At 29.4% G+C, this 15,917-nt stretch carries 15 protein-coding genes; 7 read left to right on the top strand and 8 right to left on the bottom strand.

Annotation, left to right across the window (positions count from 1 at the left end; genetic code table 11):
- Window positions 1-23 precede the first annotated feature (23 nt).
- The gene (locus ABIN73_01365) at window positions 24-893 is read right to left on the bottom strand and encodes a tetratricopeptide repeat protein (protein MEO0268377.1); all 870 of its coding nucleotides are present in this window, start codon (window positions 891-893) and stop codon (window positions 24-26) included.
- Between the two features lie 90 nt (window positions 894-983).
- On the opposite strand from ABIN73_01365, the gene ABIN73_01360 reads away from it, so the two are divergent.
- The 3 genes from ABIN73_01360 to ABIN73_01350 are packed head-to-tail and all read left to right on the top strand — an operon-like array spanning window position 984 to window position 5,649.
- Window positions 984-1,910 (top strand): hydroxyacid dehydrogenase, encoded by a 927-nt coding sequence (locus ABIN73_01360; protein ID MEO0268376.1) that lies wholly within the window; start codon window positions 984-986, stop codon window positions 1,908-1,910.
- Window positions 1,888-2,955: a DUF1015 family protein gene (locus ABIN73_01355; protein ID MEO0268375.1), complete on the top strand. Its 1,068-nt coding sequence runs from the start codon at window positions 1,888-1,890 to the stop codon at window positions 2,953-2,955. The genes ABIN73_01360 and ABIN73_01355 overlap by 23 nt, the downstream gene beginning before the upstream one ends.
- Window positions 2,956-2,994: 39 nt before the next feature.
- The gene (locus ABIN73_01350) at window positions 2,995-5,649 is read left to right on the top strand and encodes a zinc-dependent metalloprotease (protein MEO0268374.1); all 2,655 of its coding nucleotides are present in this window, start codon (window positions 2,995-2,997) and stop codon (window positions 5,647-5,649) included.
- Here ABIN73_01350 and ABIN73_01345 read toward each other — a convergent pair whose 3' ends face one another.
- From ABIN73_01345 to ABIN73_01315, 7 genes are all read right to left on the bottom strand, one after another.
- Window positions 5,650-6,426, bottom strand: coding sequence for a PASTA domain-containing protein (locus ABIN73_01345; protein ID MEO0268373.1), 777 nt, complete (start codon window positions 6,424-6,426; stop codon window positions 5,650-5,652). It lies immediately after the preceding gene.
- Window positions 6,419-7,765, bottom strand: a complete 1,347-nt coding sequence (locus ABIN73_01340; GenBank protein MEO0268372.1) for a prenyltransferase — start codon at window positions 7,763-7,765, stop codon at window positions 6,419-6,421. The genes ABIN73_01345 and ABIN73_01340 overlap by 8 nt, the downstream gene beginning before the upstream one ends.
- A 158-nt stretch (window positions 7,766-7,923) precedes the next feature.
- The gene (locus tag ABIN73_01335; GenBank protein MEO0268371.1) at window positions 7,924-8,781 is read right to left on the bottom strand and encodes a zinc metalloprotease HtpX; all 858 of its coding nucleotides are present in this window, start codon (window positions 8,779-8,781) and stop codon (window positions 7,924-7,926) included.
- Between the two features lie 58 nt (window positions 8,782-8,839).
- Window positions 8,840-10,384, bottom strand: coding sequence for a YifB family Mg chelatase-like AAA ATPase (locus tag ABIN73_01330; GenBank protein MEO0268370.1), 1,545 nt, complete (start codon window positions 10,382-10,384; stop codon window positions 8,840-8,842).
- 8 nt (window positions 10,385-10,392) lie between these two features.
- Window positions 10,393-10,755, bottom strand: coding sequence for a YraN family protein (locus tag ABIN73_01325; protein ID MEO0268369.1), 363 nt, complete (start codon window positions 10,753-10,755; stop codon window positions 10,393-10,395).
- Entirely contained in the window at window positions 10,745-11,239 is a 495-nt protein-coding gene (locus ABIN73_01320) for a metallophosphoesterase (protein ID MEO0268368.1), read from the bottom strand. The genes ABIN73_01325 and ABIN73_01320 overlap by 11 nt, the downstream gene beginning before the upstream one ends.
- Window positions 11,236-11,634: a thioesterase family protein gene (locus ABIN73_01315; protein ID MEO0268367.1), complete on the bottom strand. Its 399-nt coding sequence runs from the start codon at window positions 11,632-11,634 to the stop codon at window positions 11,236-11,238. The genes ABIN73_01320 and ABIN73_01315 overlap by 4 nt, the downstream gene beginning before the upstream one ends.
- A 24-nt stretch (window positions 11,635-11,658) precedes the next feature.
- On the opposite strand from ABIN73_01315, the gene ABIN73_01310 reads away from it, so the two are divergent.
- The 4 genes from ABIN73_01310 (at window position 11,659) to ABIN73_01295 (ending at window position 15,916) form a co-directional block, all read left to right on the top strand.
- A complete protein-coding gene (locus ABIN73_01310; protein MEO0268366.1) occupies window positions 11,659-13,068 on the top strand; it encodes a hypothetical protein in 1,410 nt (469 codons plus the stop codon).
- Between the two features lie 654 nt (window positions 13,069-13,722).
- Window positions 13,723-14,019, top strand: a complete 297-nt coding sequence (locus tag ABIN73_01305; protein ID MEO0268365.1) for a hypothetical protein — start codon at window positions 13,723-13,725, stop codon at window positions 14,017-14,019.
- 533 nt (window positions 14,020-14,552) lie between these two features.
- The gene (locus ABIN73_01300; GenBank protein ID MEO0268364.1) at window positions 14,553-14,765 is read left to right on the top strand and encodes a hypothetical protein; all 213 of its coding nucleotides are present in this window, start codon (window positions 14,553-14,555) and stop codon (window positions 14,763-14,765) included.
- Between the two features lie 8 nt (window positions 14,766-14,773).
- Entirely contained in the window at window positions 14,774-15,916 is a 1,143-nt protein-coding gene (locus tag ABIN73_01295; GenBank protein MEO0268363.1) for an ArsA family ATPase, read from the top strand.
- The last annotated feature ends 1 nt before the right edge of the window (window position 15,917 follow it).

The following is a 15,917-nucleotide window of genomic DNA, read 5'->3' as shown; positions in this document are numbered from 1 at the left end:
AGGGGGGGGATAACCCCCCTTTTTTATTTATCATTATATATTTTTGTATTGTACTTTTTTAATAAATTTTCTTTTATTTTATCTTTTTTTTCTTTAAATTTTTCCATTCTTAAAGCCTTTTCTATATAAATCTTTGCATCCTCAAAGGTTTTATTTTCTTTTTTGAATTTATCTAAGTGTTTATTATAATAATTTTTAATATCTTCTTCTTTTATATTTATTGTATCAGCAATCTTTTTAAAATATAACTTTATTAAATTTTCCTCTTTTAAATTTTTTAATTCCTTATTATATTCATAATCCCAAAAAAGTCCTTCTTTTAAGGATTCAATTAAAATTAATTTTTTTAATAATAAATCTTCAATAACTTTTTTTTCTTCCTCTTTATTTTTAGGTTTTTTATAAGGTGGTAAATTCTTTACATAATTTTCATATTCCAATTTTGTTAATTTTATATTTCCAGCTTCTGCAACATATTCTTTTAACCTTTTTTCAAAAATTTTGTCTATCTCCTTTTCTGCAATTTCCTTTAAAATACTTTCTTTGTAATCTATTAAAATTTTTTGAAAGTACTTTAAGGCACTGTCTGTTTCACCTATATTTTCAAATGTTAATCCCAGTTTATAAAAAATAGAATCTCTATTTCCTTTTTCTCTTATCTTATTTAAAGTTTTTAAATAATTTATTGCCAGATTATACTCGCCTGTAAAATAAGCTATATCAATAATTTTTGAGATAATTTTTTCTTTTTCTTCCTTCAAAACGGATTTTTGTAAGGCTTTTTCACATAAGACAATTGCTTTTTTGAATTCAAAAGATGCAAAAAGAGAATCAGCCTTTTTAAGTATAGAAACTTCTGTTTTTAAGAAAATTAGATAAATTATTAGAATCATACTAATAATTTTAAAAGAAAATGTGAAATTCGTTCTATATTAATTATAAGTTTATTTTCAATTTTTTATTTTTTTGTTTTAAAATAGATTATGGGAAATTATAAAATATTAATAACAGATAAAATTCATGAAGAAGGGAAAAATTATTTAATTTCAAAAGGATTTGAAGTTAAAGAAATATTAAATCTTTCTGAAGAAGAACTGGCAAAATTAATTAAAGATTTTCATGTTCTTATTGTTAGAAGTGCTACAAAGGTAACAAAAAATATTATTGAAAATGCTTCTAATCTTAAAATAATTGGAAGAGCTGGTGTTGGCCTGGATAATATAGATGTTAAAGCTGCAGAGGAAAGAGGAATAAAAGTTATAAACTCACCTGAAGCTTCCTCAGTTGCTGTTGCTGAGCTTGCAATACTCTTTATACTTTCTGCTCTAAGAAATTTTCCTCATGCCCATATTTCAATGAAAGAAGGTAAATGGGAAAAATCTAAATTTATGGGATTAGAATTAAAAGGAAAAAAGGTGGGAATTATTGGTTACGGAAGAATCGGTAAGGAAGTTGCAAAAAGATTAAAATGTTTTGAAACTGAAATATTAGTTTATGATCCTTATGTAAAAAGAAAGGAAAATAAAACCTTTGTTCAAACTCTTGAAGAAATTTTTTCAAATTGTGATATTATTACTATTCATACTCCTCTCACAGAAGAAACTAAATACATGATAAATAAAAAAATTCTTGAGAAAGCTAAAAGAGGGATAATAATAGTTAACTGTGCAAGAGGAGGTATAATTAATGAAAAGGATCTTTTATGGGCTTTAAATGAAGGAATAGTTTCCTATGCTTGTCTTGATGTTTATGAAAATGAACCCCCTAAAAATTTTGAACTTTTAAATCATCCAAATGTAATATTAACACCTCATATTGGAGCACAAACTTTAGAGGCTCAAAGTAAGGCAAGTTTAATTCTTGCTGAAAAAATTTATAAAGAACTTATTGAGTTTTCTTCAAAAGTTTAAAGCAGTTTTTTTTGAAGATAAAGTAAGAGAAAAAATAAAGATAAGGTTAGAAAATTATTTTTCTTTTCTTGAAAAGAAAGATTTTTTAAAAAATCACCCTTTTTATGAATTTGTCAAAAAAGTTAATGAGGATGGTTTTAAATACATAGAAAGTCTCTTTAAAAAAGAAATTCTTAAAATGGATGAAGAAGAAAATTTTTATATTTATGAGCAAGAGTTTAAAATATTTGGAAATAATTATTTAAGAAGGGGTCTTTTATGTAACTTTAATATGGATTATGAAAATAAAATTTTTCCCCATGAACAAACTTTTGATTTTGCTGCTGAAATACATAAAAATTTCTATGAGAAATCAAAATTAAATTTTGAACCTGTTCTTCTTTTATATAAAGGTGAAAAGATAGATAATTTTATTGAAAAAGAAGAATTTCTTTTTGAAACTCAAGATGAATATGGTGAAATACATAGAATCAAAAGGTGTGATTTAAGAAAAGATTTTTTTGAGATAATAAATAAAAGTGAACTTGTTATTGCTGATGGACATCACAGATTTGAAGCAATTAGAAAATCTAAATTTAAAAAGAGGCTAACCCTTATATTTTCTATTGAAGATGAAAATTTAAAAGTTTTACCAACACACAGGGGTGCATTTATTAATAAAAAATATCTTGAGCATCTTATAAATAAATCAACAAAAATTGAAGAATTAGAATTTGAAAATTTCCTAAAAAATTTAAAAAATCCCTATCTAATTTTTTTTAATGGTCAAAATTTCTATTTACTAAAGGGAGAAAAAAATCTTTCAGTAGAGTATCTTCATAATGATATTCTTAAAGATAATAAAGAAAAAATTGGATTTTATAGGGATTATAAAAGTTTAATTAATGATGTTAAATTAAAAAAATTTAATGTTGCCTTTTTCTTGCCTCCAATAACACCTGAGATCGTTTTTGAATATGCAATTAAAAAAATTAAATTTCCTCCAAAATCAACAGATTTTTATCCAAAAACACTATGTGGTTTTATTGGACTTAAACTGGTATAGTTTTTTGAAATTTTAAAAACAAAGTTATAAAATAATATCATGAAAAGAATAATTTTGTTTTTTATTCTCTTATCAAACTGTTTATATATTCACCATTATCAGCATTTTCCTAAAATAGAAGAAAAAAAGGAAATTAAAGAAAAAGGTCCCTTTAAACCCTGGGATGAAGTTCTTAAGGATACAAAAATTGAGGAAGGATTTTTAAAGATTTATATAAAAAGGGATAACACTTTATACCTTGAACTCTCTCCTTCAGATTTTGAAAAGGATTTTGGTCTTATCATGCATCTTTCCTACGGTCTTGGAGATTTAAATATTATTGAAGGTCTCCCTTTAAGTGATACAAGACTTTTAAGATTTAGAAGAATTGGAGACAAAGTTTATTTAATTCATAGAAATGTAAGATTCAGGGCTGAAAGAGAGGAATTCAAACATTTTCTTGAGGAAAATGTTGGTCACTCAGTTTTAGCCTCATTTAAAATAGAAAGTGAAAATGAAAAAACTAAAAATGTTTTGATTAATATAACAGATTTTTTAGTTTCTGATTACCCTGATCTTTCAAGATACCTTAAATATTATTATGGAAATAAACCTTTAAGGTTTGATAAAAATAATAGCACAGTATATAAATTAAAAAATTTTCCAGAAAACACTGAAATAGATGTTCTTCTGAATTACGAAACATCTGATACTCCCATTTATGGAGGAGAAGGTATTTCAGATTACAGATATTTAACTATAGGTGTTAGATTTTCCTTCTATAAATTACCTGAAAAACCCATGAGAATAAGATTGGCTGATGAAAGGATGGGTTACTTTTTAGAAGCCTTTATGGATTTTGATAGAGAAAAAGAAGAATCCCCATTTTTAAGAATAATTAATAGATGGAGACTTGAAAAAAAGGACAATTCACAAGAAATATCAGAACCTGTAAAGCCAATTGTGTTTTATCTTGATAAAAGTATTCCACAGGAATATAAAAAATATGTAAAAGAAGGAATTTTGGCTTGGAATGAGGCTTTTGAAAAAGCAGGTTTTAAGGACGCAATAGTTGTCAAAGATGCCCCTGATGATCCAAACTGGGACCCTGAAGATATAAGATATTCAACAGTAAGATGGATTTCTGCAAGAGAAATGGGCTATGCGATAGGACCTTCACAGGTAGATCCAAGAACAGGTGAGATATTAAATGCTGATATTTTGATTTCAAGTAGTTTTGTAAGAGGCTGGCTTTTTGATTACGAGGAACTTATTGAACCTTTAAAAAATCAAAAGGAGATAGAAAGATTTATTAATACTTTGCCAGAAGATTTAAGGAAAAGACTTTGTTTATATGAATATGGCTTAAAACAACAAATCGGTTTTCAATATGCTGTTCTAAAAACTCTTGGAATAATAAAGGAAGATAAAGAATTTCCAGAGAAATTTATCGGTGATGCAATTAGAGAGCTTGTAATGCATGAGGTAGGACATACCCTTGGTTTGAGGCACAATTTTAAAGCCTCTTCAAGTACACCCTTTGAAAAATTGAATGATACATCCTTTACCCATAAATATGGCCTTTCCTTATCAGTTATGGATTATAACCCTGTTAACATTTCTTTGGATAGTAAAAAACAAGGAGATTTCTGGAACAAAAAGGTTGGTGAATACGATAAATGGGTTATAAAGTATGGATATGCTCCATGCTACAAACAGAAAGAGGATGGCCCTTTTCCAATGAAAGGGGAACTTATTGAGGATCCAGTGGAAGAATTTAAATATTTAAAAAAGATAGCAAGAGAGAATACTTCGCCATTTTATGCTTATGGAACAGATGAAGATGCAAGTTTTTATTATGGTGTGGATCCTCTTACTTCTACATGGGATCTTTCAGATAATCTTTTAAAATACGCAGAAGAAAGAGCCTTTATAACGAAAAATGTGTTACCAAAACTTGAAGATGTGCTGATTCAGGAGGATGAAAGTTATCTCAGATTAAGGAACGCATTTGTAAGGGTAAATTATGAAAAGTATATAGCATCTTTACCACTTATTAAATTCATTGGAGGAGTCCATTTTAACAGATTTCACAAAGGTTATGAAAAACCTCCTCTTGATCCAGTTCCTCCTGAAAATCAAAGAAAAGCAATAAGTTTTCTCCTTCAAAATTTCTTTTTGCAGAATTCTTTCAATTTTGATGAAAATTTATTGAATAAACTGGCTCCTAACAGATGGGCACACTGGGGAATGTGGAATTCCTTTTATCCTACGGATTTTCCAGTTCACGATTTTGTTTTGTTCCTTCAAAAAAGTATCTTAGAATTTTTATTTTATCCTGAAAGATTAAAGAGAGTTATTGATAATGTTGTGAGAACTAAAGACAAAAGTCCCTTTACTTTAAGCGAACTATTTGAAAATGTAACCAATTCAATTTTTGAGGAGGTTTTAAAGGATGAAATTACTATTATAAATTCTTTCAGAAGGAATCTTCAGAGAGCGTATGTGGAAAAACTTGGTGAAGTTCTTTTAAGTGAAAAGTATCCAAGTGATGCAAAATCCCTTTCAAGATATGAATTGACTAAGGTAAAAGATAAAATTGAAAAAAAGATTGATAAAATAGAAGACCTTGATACAAAAGCACACCTTATAGAAATTAAAGAGAAAATTAAAAAGATTCTTGAAAGCTCTTTAACTATAGAGGTTAAATATTAGTTAATAAAAACCTTCTCTAACAGTGGCAATTTTAATATTAATAGAACTTCCCTTTTTCACCTTTGTTCCAGGTTTTGGATTTTGATCAATTATTTTATTTTCAGGATATTCTGCACTTATTTCTTTTTCTACTTCTCCTAATTTTAATCCTTCTTTTTCTAATATCTGGTTTGCTTGGTTCAGGTACTTTCCAATAAGGTTGGGAACAGTAACGAGTTCTTCTCCAGAAGAAATATAAATTGTAATTTTTGAACCCTTTGGAATTTCACTCCCTTGTTCTGGGTATGTTTTAACAACACGACCCTCAGGTATCTCAGAATTTCTTATTTTTTCTATATCACCAATTAAAAATCCATAATCAATGAGAACTTTCTGTGCAGAAGCAAGGTCTAGACCTGAAACAGGGGGCACTTTAACAAATTCTTCCTTTTTACCTTTTGCTATTTTTACATAAATAGAAGTTCCTTTTGAAACAATTGAACCTGCAAGTGGTCTTTGTTCTGCTATCACCCCCTCTGGAACTTCAATTGTTTCTACTTCCCCTTCAATAACAAGTGATAAACCAAGCTGTGAGAGAACAAGTTTTGCTTGCTGGGGTAAGGTTCCCTTTAAATCAGGAACCTCAATATTTTTTGATTCTTCAGTTTTTTCTGATACAGTACCTTTTTTTGCTTCAAGAGCAGGTTCAATTAAATAGTAAAAAGCAAAGTTAACTCCAATTGCCACAAAAAGTGAAGTTATAAGAGAAATTAAAAAGGCTGTTCCCCTGTCAACCATAATTTATCCTTGAGAGAATAATTCCAAGGGTAAAAAGAATCCCGAAATAAAGATGTAATTGAGCTGTAAATAAGTCAAGGAGTCCGAACTGAAGGTAGTTTGGTTTAAAGGAAAGTTTTACATTTCTGTAGGCTACTGGTAAGGAAAACAGAACAAGGATTGTTTGCCAGGGAAGCATTTTTAAAAATATGAAAAAAATTGTCAAAATATATGAAAAAGAGATAAGTAAAAGGTAATAGTAAGATGAACCTTTTATACCCAAAAAGGATGCAATAGTTTTATAACCTGCTTTTATATCTTCAACAAGGTCTCTGAAGTTATTTCCGTGGAGAATTCCTATTACAAGAAGTCCTATCGGTATGGATATAATAAAGGGTAAAATTGAGATTTCTCCTGTTTGAACATAGTATGAACCAAGTGCAAGAAGTGGACCAAACCCAAGAAATACTGAAATATCACCAAGAGCCCTGTATTTTAAACCTATTGGCTTAATCTGATAAAAAACTCCAAGGAAAAATCCTATTATTCCTATGATAAAAACCCATATTCCTTTTAAAAATGTCAAAAATATCCCTATTAAAGAGCCAACTGTCAAAAGTGAAATTGAGAGAATAGTCTGTTCTTTAACACTTAGTAATTTATCCTGGAGCATTCTTGAAGCACCTAAAACAAGCCAGTCATCAACACCGTATTTATAGTCCATAAGGTCATTCAAGGCATTTACTCCAGCGTGAATGAAAAGGACACCGAAAAATGTGAGCAAAAGGATGGGTATATTAACTTTTGGGGCAATAAATGCTCCTATAAGAACCGATATGAGTGTTGCTGTAAAAGCAAAAGGTCTTGTTGCCCTAAAGAATCTTTCAATTTTTGGCATTCCCTTATCCAGTTCAAGGGCTTTCTTAAAATCTTCTTCCTGAGGCACTATTTCCTCTCTTGGTTTGAATACTGTCCTGAAGTCGGATAGATAGATTTTTGTTGGCTTAATTTTAATAACAACAAGGTTTTTGATCATTTTAACAAAAGGGATAAGTTCAATATTTTTCTGGAAAAGTAAAGCTCTTTCCTCTTCTCTTTCTTTAGGGTTTCCAAGAATTTCTACTTCTCCTTCACCCTGAATAAAAAAGTCCGGTATCCCTCTTTCAATAACGAAAAAAACCCTGTTGTTTTTGATTAAATTTTTATAGTTTTTGGATTTTTCTATAATTGCATAAATATAAAGCCCTTTACTCGCAAAATAAACCCTGCTTGACCAAAGATTTTCTCCAAAGGTGGAAATGGTCATACTTTTATTTTTTTTGAATACTTCAAAAATTCTTTTAATAGTTTTTTCTTCCATCCTTTAATTGAGATAATCTAAGGATTTGAACCTTAATTAAAAATTATAAAAAAAACAAGAAATTTTTTCAATTTAGCTGATTATTATTTAAGATTGTTAATAATTTTGTAAGATTTTTTTATATGTTAAACTTTTCTAAAGGTTTATATAATACCTTTTCACATACTTTTTGCCATTTCATAAAGCCTTTTTATTCTTTTTTCAACAGGGGGATGGGTTGAGAAGAGCTCAAAGAGGGCTTCACCTTTTAAAGGGTTTTCAATAAATAAGTGGTGAGTTCCCTCATAAATCTCAGCTGGGGCTATTTTTATTCCTTTTGATATTTTTTCAAGTGCCCTTGCAAGATAAAGAGGATTGAGAGATAGCTTTGCCCCATATTCATCTGCCATATATTCCCTTGACCTTGATATTGCAAGCTGTATTAAAAGAGTAATTATTGGAGTAAATATTAAAAGTATTAAAGCTCCAATAAAAGAGAGGGGATTATTCTCCTCCCTGTCCCTGCTATTAAACCCAAACATTAACCCCCATCTGATCCAGTGTATTATTATTGAAATTGCTCCTGCAATTGTTGCTGCTATTGAGGCTATAAGAACATCCCTGTTTTTTATGTGGGCAATTTCATGAGCTAAAACCCCCTTTATTTCCTCTTTTGTTAAAATCTGCAATAGCCCTTGAGTAACTGCAACACAAGATTTTTCAGGACCCCTTCCTGTTGCAAAGGCATTGGGCTGAGTCATCGGTATCAGGTAAATTTCAGGTTTTTTAATACCTGCTCTTGAGGAAAGCTCCTCTACAATTTCATGAAGAAAAGGTGCTTCTTCATAACTAATTTTCTTTGCACCATACATAGCAAGAACTATTTTATCTGAGAAATAGTAGGATACAAAGTTCATTATTCCAGCAAGAATTAGAGCATAGAACATACCAGTATAACCACCTAAAAGATTACCGAGAAATATTAAAATTCCTGTCAAAAAACCTAAAAATAAAAAAGTTTTTATTCTGTAATTCATAATTTATATATACTCCAGAATTTTTTTATTTTCAATCTTTATGTTTCACGTGAAACATTTAAAGGTAACTTAACCAGTATTCTCTGTCAAGTGTTCTATAGTTTATTGCCTCTGCTATATGTTCTTTTTTTATTTCTATGGAACTTTCTAAATCTGCTATTGTTCTTGCAAGTTTTAAAATTCTTGTATAAGCTCTTGCTGAAAGGCTCAAATTTTCCATTGCCTTTAAAATAAGGTTTTCGCATTCTCCATCAATTTTTATGTATTTTTTTATAAGTTTTGAATTTAAATGGGAATTTGAATATATCCCATTTTCATTTTTATATCTTTCAAGTTGTATTTCTCTTGCCTTAATAACCCTTTCCCTTATTCTTTCTGAGCATTCTCCCTCCTCTTTATTTTTTAAATCAGAAGGTGAAATTGCTGGAACTTCAATATGTATATCAATTCTATCGAGAAGTGGTCCAGAAATCTTTCTTGTATACTTTCTTATCTCCCTTGCAGTGCATCTGCATTCCCTTCTTCTATCTGTTAAATATCCACAGGGACAGGGATTCATTGCAGCAATAAGCATAAATCTTGCAGGATAGGTTAATGATATTTTTGCCCTTGAAATAGTTACAATTCCATCTTCAAGGGGTTGTCTTAAAACTTCTAAAACATCCCTTTTAAATTCAGGGAGTTCGTCAAGGAATAAGACTCCATTGTGAGCAAGTGAAACCTCACCTGGTTTTGGAATTTGTCCTCCCCCTATCATTCCTGCTGTTGATATTGTATGGTGTGGAGCTCTGAAAGGTCTTCTTGCAAGGAGTGGTTCATCTTGCGAAAGGGTTCCAGCAACTGAATGAATTTTTGTTACCTCAAGGGCTTCTTCAAGGGATAAGGGAGGTAGTATGGAAGGGACTCTTCTTGAAAGCATTGTCTTACCTGCTCCAGGCGGACCTATCATTAAAACATTGTGTCCTCCAGCTGCAGCTATTTCAAGTGCTCTTTTAACATGGTATTGCCCTTTTACTTCTGAAAAATCTTCCTTATAATTTGATAGTTCTTTAAATACTTTAATTTTATCAATATTAACAGGTTTTAAATTTTCTTCTCCCCTTAATACCCTTATCGTGTGATCTAAACTTTTCACCGGATAAATAAGAACATCCTGGACCAAACCCCCTTCTTTAGCATTTTCTTCAGGAAGATAAATTTCCCTTATCCCTTTTTCTTTTAATAGAAGGACAATTGGGAAAACACCTTTAATTTTTCTTAATTTTCCATCAAGGGAAAGTTCACCTAAAAAGGCTTTATTTTTTAAAATATGGGGTTCTATTAAATTACAAGATGCTAAAATTCCAAGAGCAATTGGTAAATCAAAACCTGCCCCTTCTTTTTTAATATCAGCAGGTGCTAAATTTATAACAATCTTTTTTACAGGAAGACTGAATCCGGAATTTTTTATTGCTGAAAGAACCCTTTCCTTTGATTCCTTTACTGCTGTTTCAGGTAAACCAACAAGAGTATAGGAAGGTAGCCCTGGTGATAAATCAACCTCAACTTCTACTAAAAAGCCATTTATTCCATAGTAGGAGGCTGATAAGACCTTTTCAACCATAAAACTTATTATAAATTAAATCCCTCGTAAAAAGCATTTTCTAAAATATTTAAGCTTTCTCCCTCAATTATTGCAACATCAAATCTAACATCTACTTTTTCATACAAATTTTTTCTTTCAAGATAAATTTTTGAAAATTTAATAATTCTATCAATTTTCTTTTTGTTTATTGATTGGATTCCTGATAGAAAATAGCCTTTCTTTCTCTTTTTAACCTCAACAAATACAATTAGATTATCCTTTTTTAAAATTAAATCGATTTCTCCTCCTCTGAAATATACATTTCTGTCTAAAAGTTTATAACCTTTTTTAAAATATTCCTTTAAGACTAAATCTTCACCCTTATGTCCTTCCTTTAATTTATTCTTCAATATTAACTATTTCCACTTCTTTTGTTTTTAAATCAATTATTGCAAAAGTTTTTTTATCATAAAGATACCCGCAGGCTTCACCAGGATTTAAAAAAATTGTATTTTCTTTTCTAACATGGATAACCTTGTGCCAGTGCCCAAAAAGTAAAAAATCTATTCCCTTAATTTCTGCAAAATAATCTTCTGGATAAATATGGAAAAGCATAAATTTTATTTTTTTTAATTCGTATAAAAGGGGTGGCTCATAAATTTCAAAATTCAGCGATTTTGCCCTCTCATAAAGACCCTGTTTTTCTCCATCATTGTTTCCAAAAATAGCCACAAGTTTTCCGGAATATATTTCTCTTATTTTATTTAAAGTGAAAGGTGATATTATATCACCAAGATGAAATACAAAATCAATTTTTCTCTGATTTATCTTTTTGAAAGCCTTAGATACGGCTTCTAAGTTATCGTGGGTATCACTTATACAGGCAATTTTCATTTTATTAAATATTTTTCAAAAATTTTTTTTATTTCTTCAGGGATTCTTATTGGTTTAAAATTTCTGTCAGTGAATACATGCCTTGTGTAGCCTGTTGCAAGTAAAGTGCCATCCCTTAATACATCATAGTGAATTTTAAAGGAAGAATTTTTCATTTCCTTTATTCCAAGTTTGATTAAAAGTTCTTCATCATAGTGGGCGGGTGATTTGTAATGACAGTAGGCCTCAATGACAGGTAAAAATAGTCCTCTTTTTTCAAGTTCACTGTATGGATAACCGTTTTCTCTCATAAAACTTGACCTTGCTGCTTCAAAATATATAAAAAAATTTGCGTAATAAACAACTCCCATCTGGTCTGTTTCAGCATATCTAACAAAAAGTTTGTATTCAAACATAATTTTATAATAAAATAAAAGAGTATGATTTTTCTAAAAATTCTCATAATAATAAATTTTTTTGAATTTAGGCCACATTTTAATAAGGGTTTTATATTTATTCCTTATCAAATTGACTATTCTCACTTTGGCTCTTACGGTGTAGCTACCTTTAATGGTTTTTGGTTGATTTATGATAATCTTTTTTACGATTTAGGTTTATCTTCTTTTTTACTTTTTGATGAAGGAATTGATTCAAGGATATTTTATGCAGAAAAAATTGTTATGGGAGGTTATGGAATTGATTTATTTTTACAGAAAAAGTTTATAAAAGGGAATAAAAATTTATTTTTACCCTTTGATATAAAACTTAGTTTTGAAGATTTTTATTCACAGTTAAGAACTATAAATTCTTTGAAGCCATCCTTCAAATTTTCTCCATCATATTATCAAAATTTTTCAAAAAATCTAAAACCAGGAATAAAGTTTGAAGGAATTTATAATATTCAGGGAGAAAGAGAGATTTTTGTTTTAAACCCATTAATTGATTTTATTTTCTTTCCTGAAAAGATTCTCTCTGTTTCTCTTTCTTTAAATTATAAGAATTTATTTTCATCTGGATTGAGTTATTCATATCCCGAAGCAAGGTTAACGTTTTTTTCAAATCCACTTTCCAATATCTTTCTTCTTTTACAGGGTTTTCTTTCTCTAAAATCAGGTGAAAATCCTTTCAGTGGTGGTTTAAAAGGTGATTATTTGTATGGGGAGCCTGTTTTAAAGGAAGGAGCTGGATTTAAATTTCTCCTTGGTTTTGTTATTTATCCTGAAAAGAAGAGGAAAATTCAGATTTTTGTAAAAGATGAGGAAGGTAAATACTTATCACCGAATGTAGAGGAAAATCCTATAATTGGTTTTGAAAGAAGAAAGGAAGGTTTTTATGAAAAAATTAATTTAAAGCCTGATACTTATTTAGTAAAATTTAGTTTAGAAGGGTATAGGGATACATCAATTTATTTATATCCAGAGGAAATTGAAAAGGATCTGGTAAAGTATTTTATAACAATGAGGAAGATTGAGTTGAAAGAAGAAATTGAAAAGCCTTTAACTATTGAAAGAACTGATTTTTATTTTTATTTTGATTCTGCAAAGGCTGAAATAAGAGATATTTACAGGGATACCTTTGACTTAATTTTAAAAATAATTAAAGAAAGTAAAAAGGATACAGTAAATTTACTTGTAAGGGGTAATGCATCCCCTGAGGGTGATACTTTATTTAACAGGAGATTATCCTTTGAAAGGGCAAATAGGGTTTTTAATTTTTTGAAACTTTTGCTTTATAGAGATGTTTTTATTTTAAGCAAGATTGAATCTGAGTATGATCCGAAAATAAAAGTTTCAGATTTGCCAAAATCAGAGTGGAAGTATAAAAGAAGAGTTCATTTAAAGATATATTAGATAATGGGAAAAAATAAAAATTCGCAGGCTAAAGCCTGCGCCTACCACTTTTTGAAAAATTTTTAACATTATTCTCATATTCTATAATTTTATGGTAGCCGCACCTTTTAAGGTATAAATTAACAAGTTTTTCAGAATATTGTTTATATTATCCTTCATATTATCTTCACCCTTAATTTTCCAAAAAAACAGAGGTTCTATAATTTTATGGTATTCGCACCCTTTAGGGTTCGCAAAAATTCTTTAAGAGAGCCTTTTTCTTTTATCCCCATAATTTTATTTAATCATATTTAATCATATGACTTCCACAATTTTATGGTAGCCGCACCCTTTAGGGTGCGCAAAAAATTCAATTTAAGATTAAAATACGAAAAAGAAAAAAAGTTTAAAAAATAATGATAGAGAGGGGAAATTTTAGGGAGATCCCTTTAAAGAGGCTTGAGATTATCAGATTTTTTGAAAAATAGGCAGTGAGTCAACAAGGGATGTTTTTATAGTTAAAAAGGTTGCGGTATATTTATAGAAAAAGCAAAATCAGGAACATTTTGTAAAAAGGCGCCCCAAAAAAATCTTATTAGCCAGAAAAATTCAATATTTTTATAGTATTCTATAGATACTTTGAATTTTTCTTATTTTTTCTTTATAATTTAAATTATGAAAATAATAACAATTCCAAAAGTTTTGAGGGAGAAACTTGGGGAGGATGGGGTTGATGCATTGATTGAACTTTTAAATGCTTCTAACGAAAAACTGAAAATTGATTTAATTGAGTTACAGACTGAAAAATATGAAAGGAGACTTACTGAGGAGATTTCAAAGTTAAGGGTTGAATTTAATGAGAAAATTTCAAAAACTTATGCGAACATAATAAAATGGATGTTTATATTCTGGGTAGGGCAAATAAGCGTTATGACTTTAATATTTTTTACCTTTCTAAAATTCATTAGATAATACTTTCAAAGTGTAAAAATCTTGTAAAGTTATTCATTAATTGAAAAATTTTAAAGAAATATTAGATAATGGGAAAAGGTTAAATTCGCAGGCTAAAGCCTGTGCCTACCATTTTTATAAAATCTTTAGATGGAAAGCTACACCTTTTAAGGTATAAAGTAAAAAGTTTTTTAGAATATTGTTTCTATTATCCTTCATATTATCTTCACCCTTAATTTTCCAAAAAACAAATGTTTTATAATTTTAGTGTAGCCGCACCCTTTAGGGTGCGCAAAAATTCACTTAAAGATTAAAATACAAAAAATAAAAAAAGTTTAAAAAATAAATGATAGAGAAGAAAAATTGAGGTGAAAATGCAAAAGATTTTATAAAAAAATGCCTATGTTGAAAGATTTAAAGAGGACTATACAAGAACATTTTGTAGCAGGCATTTATAAAAATTTTATTGAGCCAGAAAAATTCAATATATGCCTTAAATAACTTGAAAAAATCTTAAAAAGAAAGTAAAATTCAATATACAGGGAGGTAAAATTATGGAGAAAAAATGGATGGAATATTTATCAAAAGCTGTTGATGCTTTTATTGATGATATGAAAACAATTGTCCCTGAAGAAACTAAAACTCACCTAAGAAATTCTGTTAAGGAACTTATGCTTGCAGTTAAAGTTTTAATAGATAAAAAAATAGAAAAAATTGAAGGAGAAAAAAAGAAGGAGGGACATAAGGTAGAAATTAGAGAAGCTTAAAAAAATTAATGAGAATAATACTTTTCACAGGAAAGGGAGGGGTGGGTAAAACTACAATTGCAGCAGCTACAGGTGCATATGCCTCTATTTTAAATAAGAAAGTTCTCATTATTTCTGTTGATCCTGCCCACTCTCTTTCGGATGTTCTTGAAGTAGAGCTTGAAGCAGAACCAAAGGAAGTACAAAAAAACTTCTTTGCTCAAGAAGTTGATGTATATTACTCAGTTGAAAAATTCTGGGGAGAACTGAAAGATTACATAAGAGCTCTATTTCAGTGGAAAGGGGTTGACGAAATTTTAGCAGAAGAACTATCTGTTTTACCTGGAATGGAAGAGGTTTCCTCTTTTTTATGGATTAATAAACATTTAAAAGATGGAATTTATGATGTTATAATTCTTGATGCTGCACCAACAGGAGAAACTTTAAGATTTCTTTCAATTCCAGATGTTGCTAAGTGGTGGATTGACAAAATCTTACCTATACAGAAAAAGATAGTCAAAGTTGTAAGACCTGCAGTAAAAGCTATCACGGATTTTCCTCTTCCAGAGGATGAAACATACGATGCCGCAGAAAATCTTTTCAATGACTTATTTTTTTTATATAAAACACTTCAGAATCCTGAAATCTCTTCAATAAGACTTGTAACAAACCCTGAAAAAATGGTTATGAGGGAGACAGAAAGAGCTTTTACTTATCTTCATTTATATGGTTATCCTGTGGATGCGGTTATATTAAACAGGGTTGTTGATGAAAATAATTTTCTTTATGAAATTCAGAAAAACTATCTTGAAAGGATAAAGACAAGTTTTGAGCCTCTTCCTTTATTTAAGGTTCCATATTATGACAAAGAAATTTTAGGTTTTGATAGTCTTGTAAAGCTGGGTGAAGAAATTTATGGTTCAGAGGACCCTTTAAAGGTATTTTACAGGGATAGTCCCTTTGAAATTTTGAGTATGGATGGAAAGTATATTTTAAAACTTTATTTCAAGAACTTAAAAAAGGAAAAGGCTTCTGTTTTTCAGAGGGGAGAAGACCTTGTTATAAGAATAGGTAATCAGAAAAGGCACTTTTATCTGCCAAGAGTTTTAACTTCTAAGATTGCAAGAGAAGCTATTATAAGGGATAATTCTCTTGATGTAATTTTTGAATAAA

Source organism: candidate division WOR-3 bacterium (assembly GCA_039804025.1).
Classification (GTDB): Bacteria; Hydrothermota; Hydrothermia; order Hydrothermales; family JAJRUZ01; genus JBCNVI01.
The sequence above is the reverse complement of the archived record's forward strand: the minus strand, read 5'-3'. Positions and strand labels throughout refer to the sequence as shown.

Bases quoted from the DNA above. Each gene is read 5' to 3' on its own strand.
- ABIN73_01365 (MEO0268377.1), bottom strand. From the start codon at position 893: ATGATTCTAATAATTTATCTAATTTTCTTAAAAACAGAAGTTTCTATA.
- ABIN73_01360 (MEO0268376.1), top strand. From the start codon at position 984: ATGGGAAATTATAAAATATTAATAACAGATAAAATTCATGAAGAAGGG.
- ABIN73_01350 (MEO0268374.1), top strand. From the start codon at position 2,995: ATGAAAAGAATAATTTTGTTTTTTATTCTCTTATCAAACTGTTTATAT.
- ABIN73_01345 (MEO0268373.1), bottom strand. From the start codon at position 6,426: ATGGTTGACAGGGGAACAGCCTTTTTAATTTCTCTTATAACTTCACTT.
- ABIN73_01340 (MEO0268372.1), bottom strand. From the start codon at position 7,765: ATGGAAGAAAAAACTATTAAAAGAATTTTTGAAGTATTCAAAAAAAAT.
- ABIN73_01335 (MEO0268371.1), bottom strand. From the start codon at position 8,781: ATGAATTACAGAATAAAAACTTTTTTATTTTTAGGTTTTTTGACAGGA.
- ABIN73_01330 (MEO0268370.1), bottom strand. From the start codon at position 10,384: ATGGTTGAAAAGGTCTTATCAGCCTCCTACTATGGAATAAATGGCTTT.
- ABIN73_01320 (MEO0268368.1), bottom strand. From the start codon at position 11,239: ATGAAAATTGCCTGTATAAGTGATACCCACGATAACTTAGAAGCCGTA.
- ABIN73_01315 (MEO0268367.1), bottom strand. From the start codon at position 11,634: ATGTTTGAATACAAACTTTTTGTTAGATATGCTGAAACAGACCAGATG.
- ABIN73_01310 (MEO0268366.1), top strand. From the start codon at position 11,659: ATGATTTTTCTAAAAATTCTCATAATAATAAATTTTTTTGAATTTAGG.
- ABIN73_01305 (MEO0268365.1), top strand. From the start codon at position 13,723: ATGAAAATAATAACAATTCCAAAAGTTTTGAGGGAGAAACTTGGGGAG.
- ABIN73_01300 (MEO0268364.1), top strand. From the start codon at position 14,553: ATGGAGAAAAAATGGATGGAATATTTATCAAAAGCTGTTGATGCTTTT.
- ABIN73_01295 (MEO0268363.1), top strand. From the start codon at position 14,774: ATGAGAATAATACTTTTCACAGGAAAGGGAGGGGTGGGTAAAACTACA.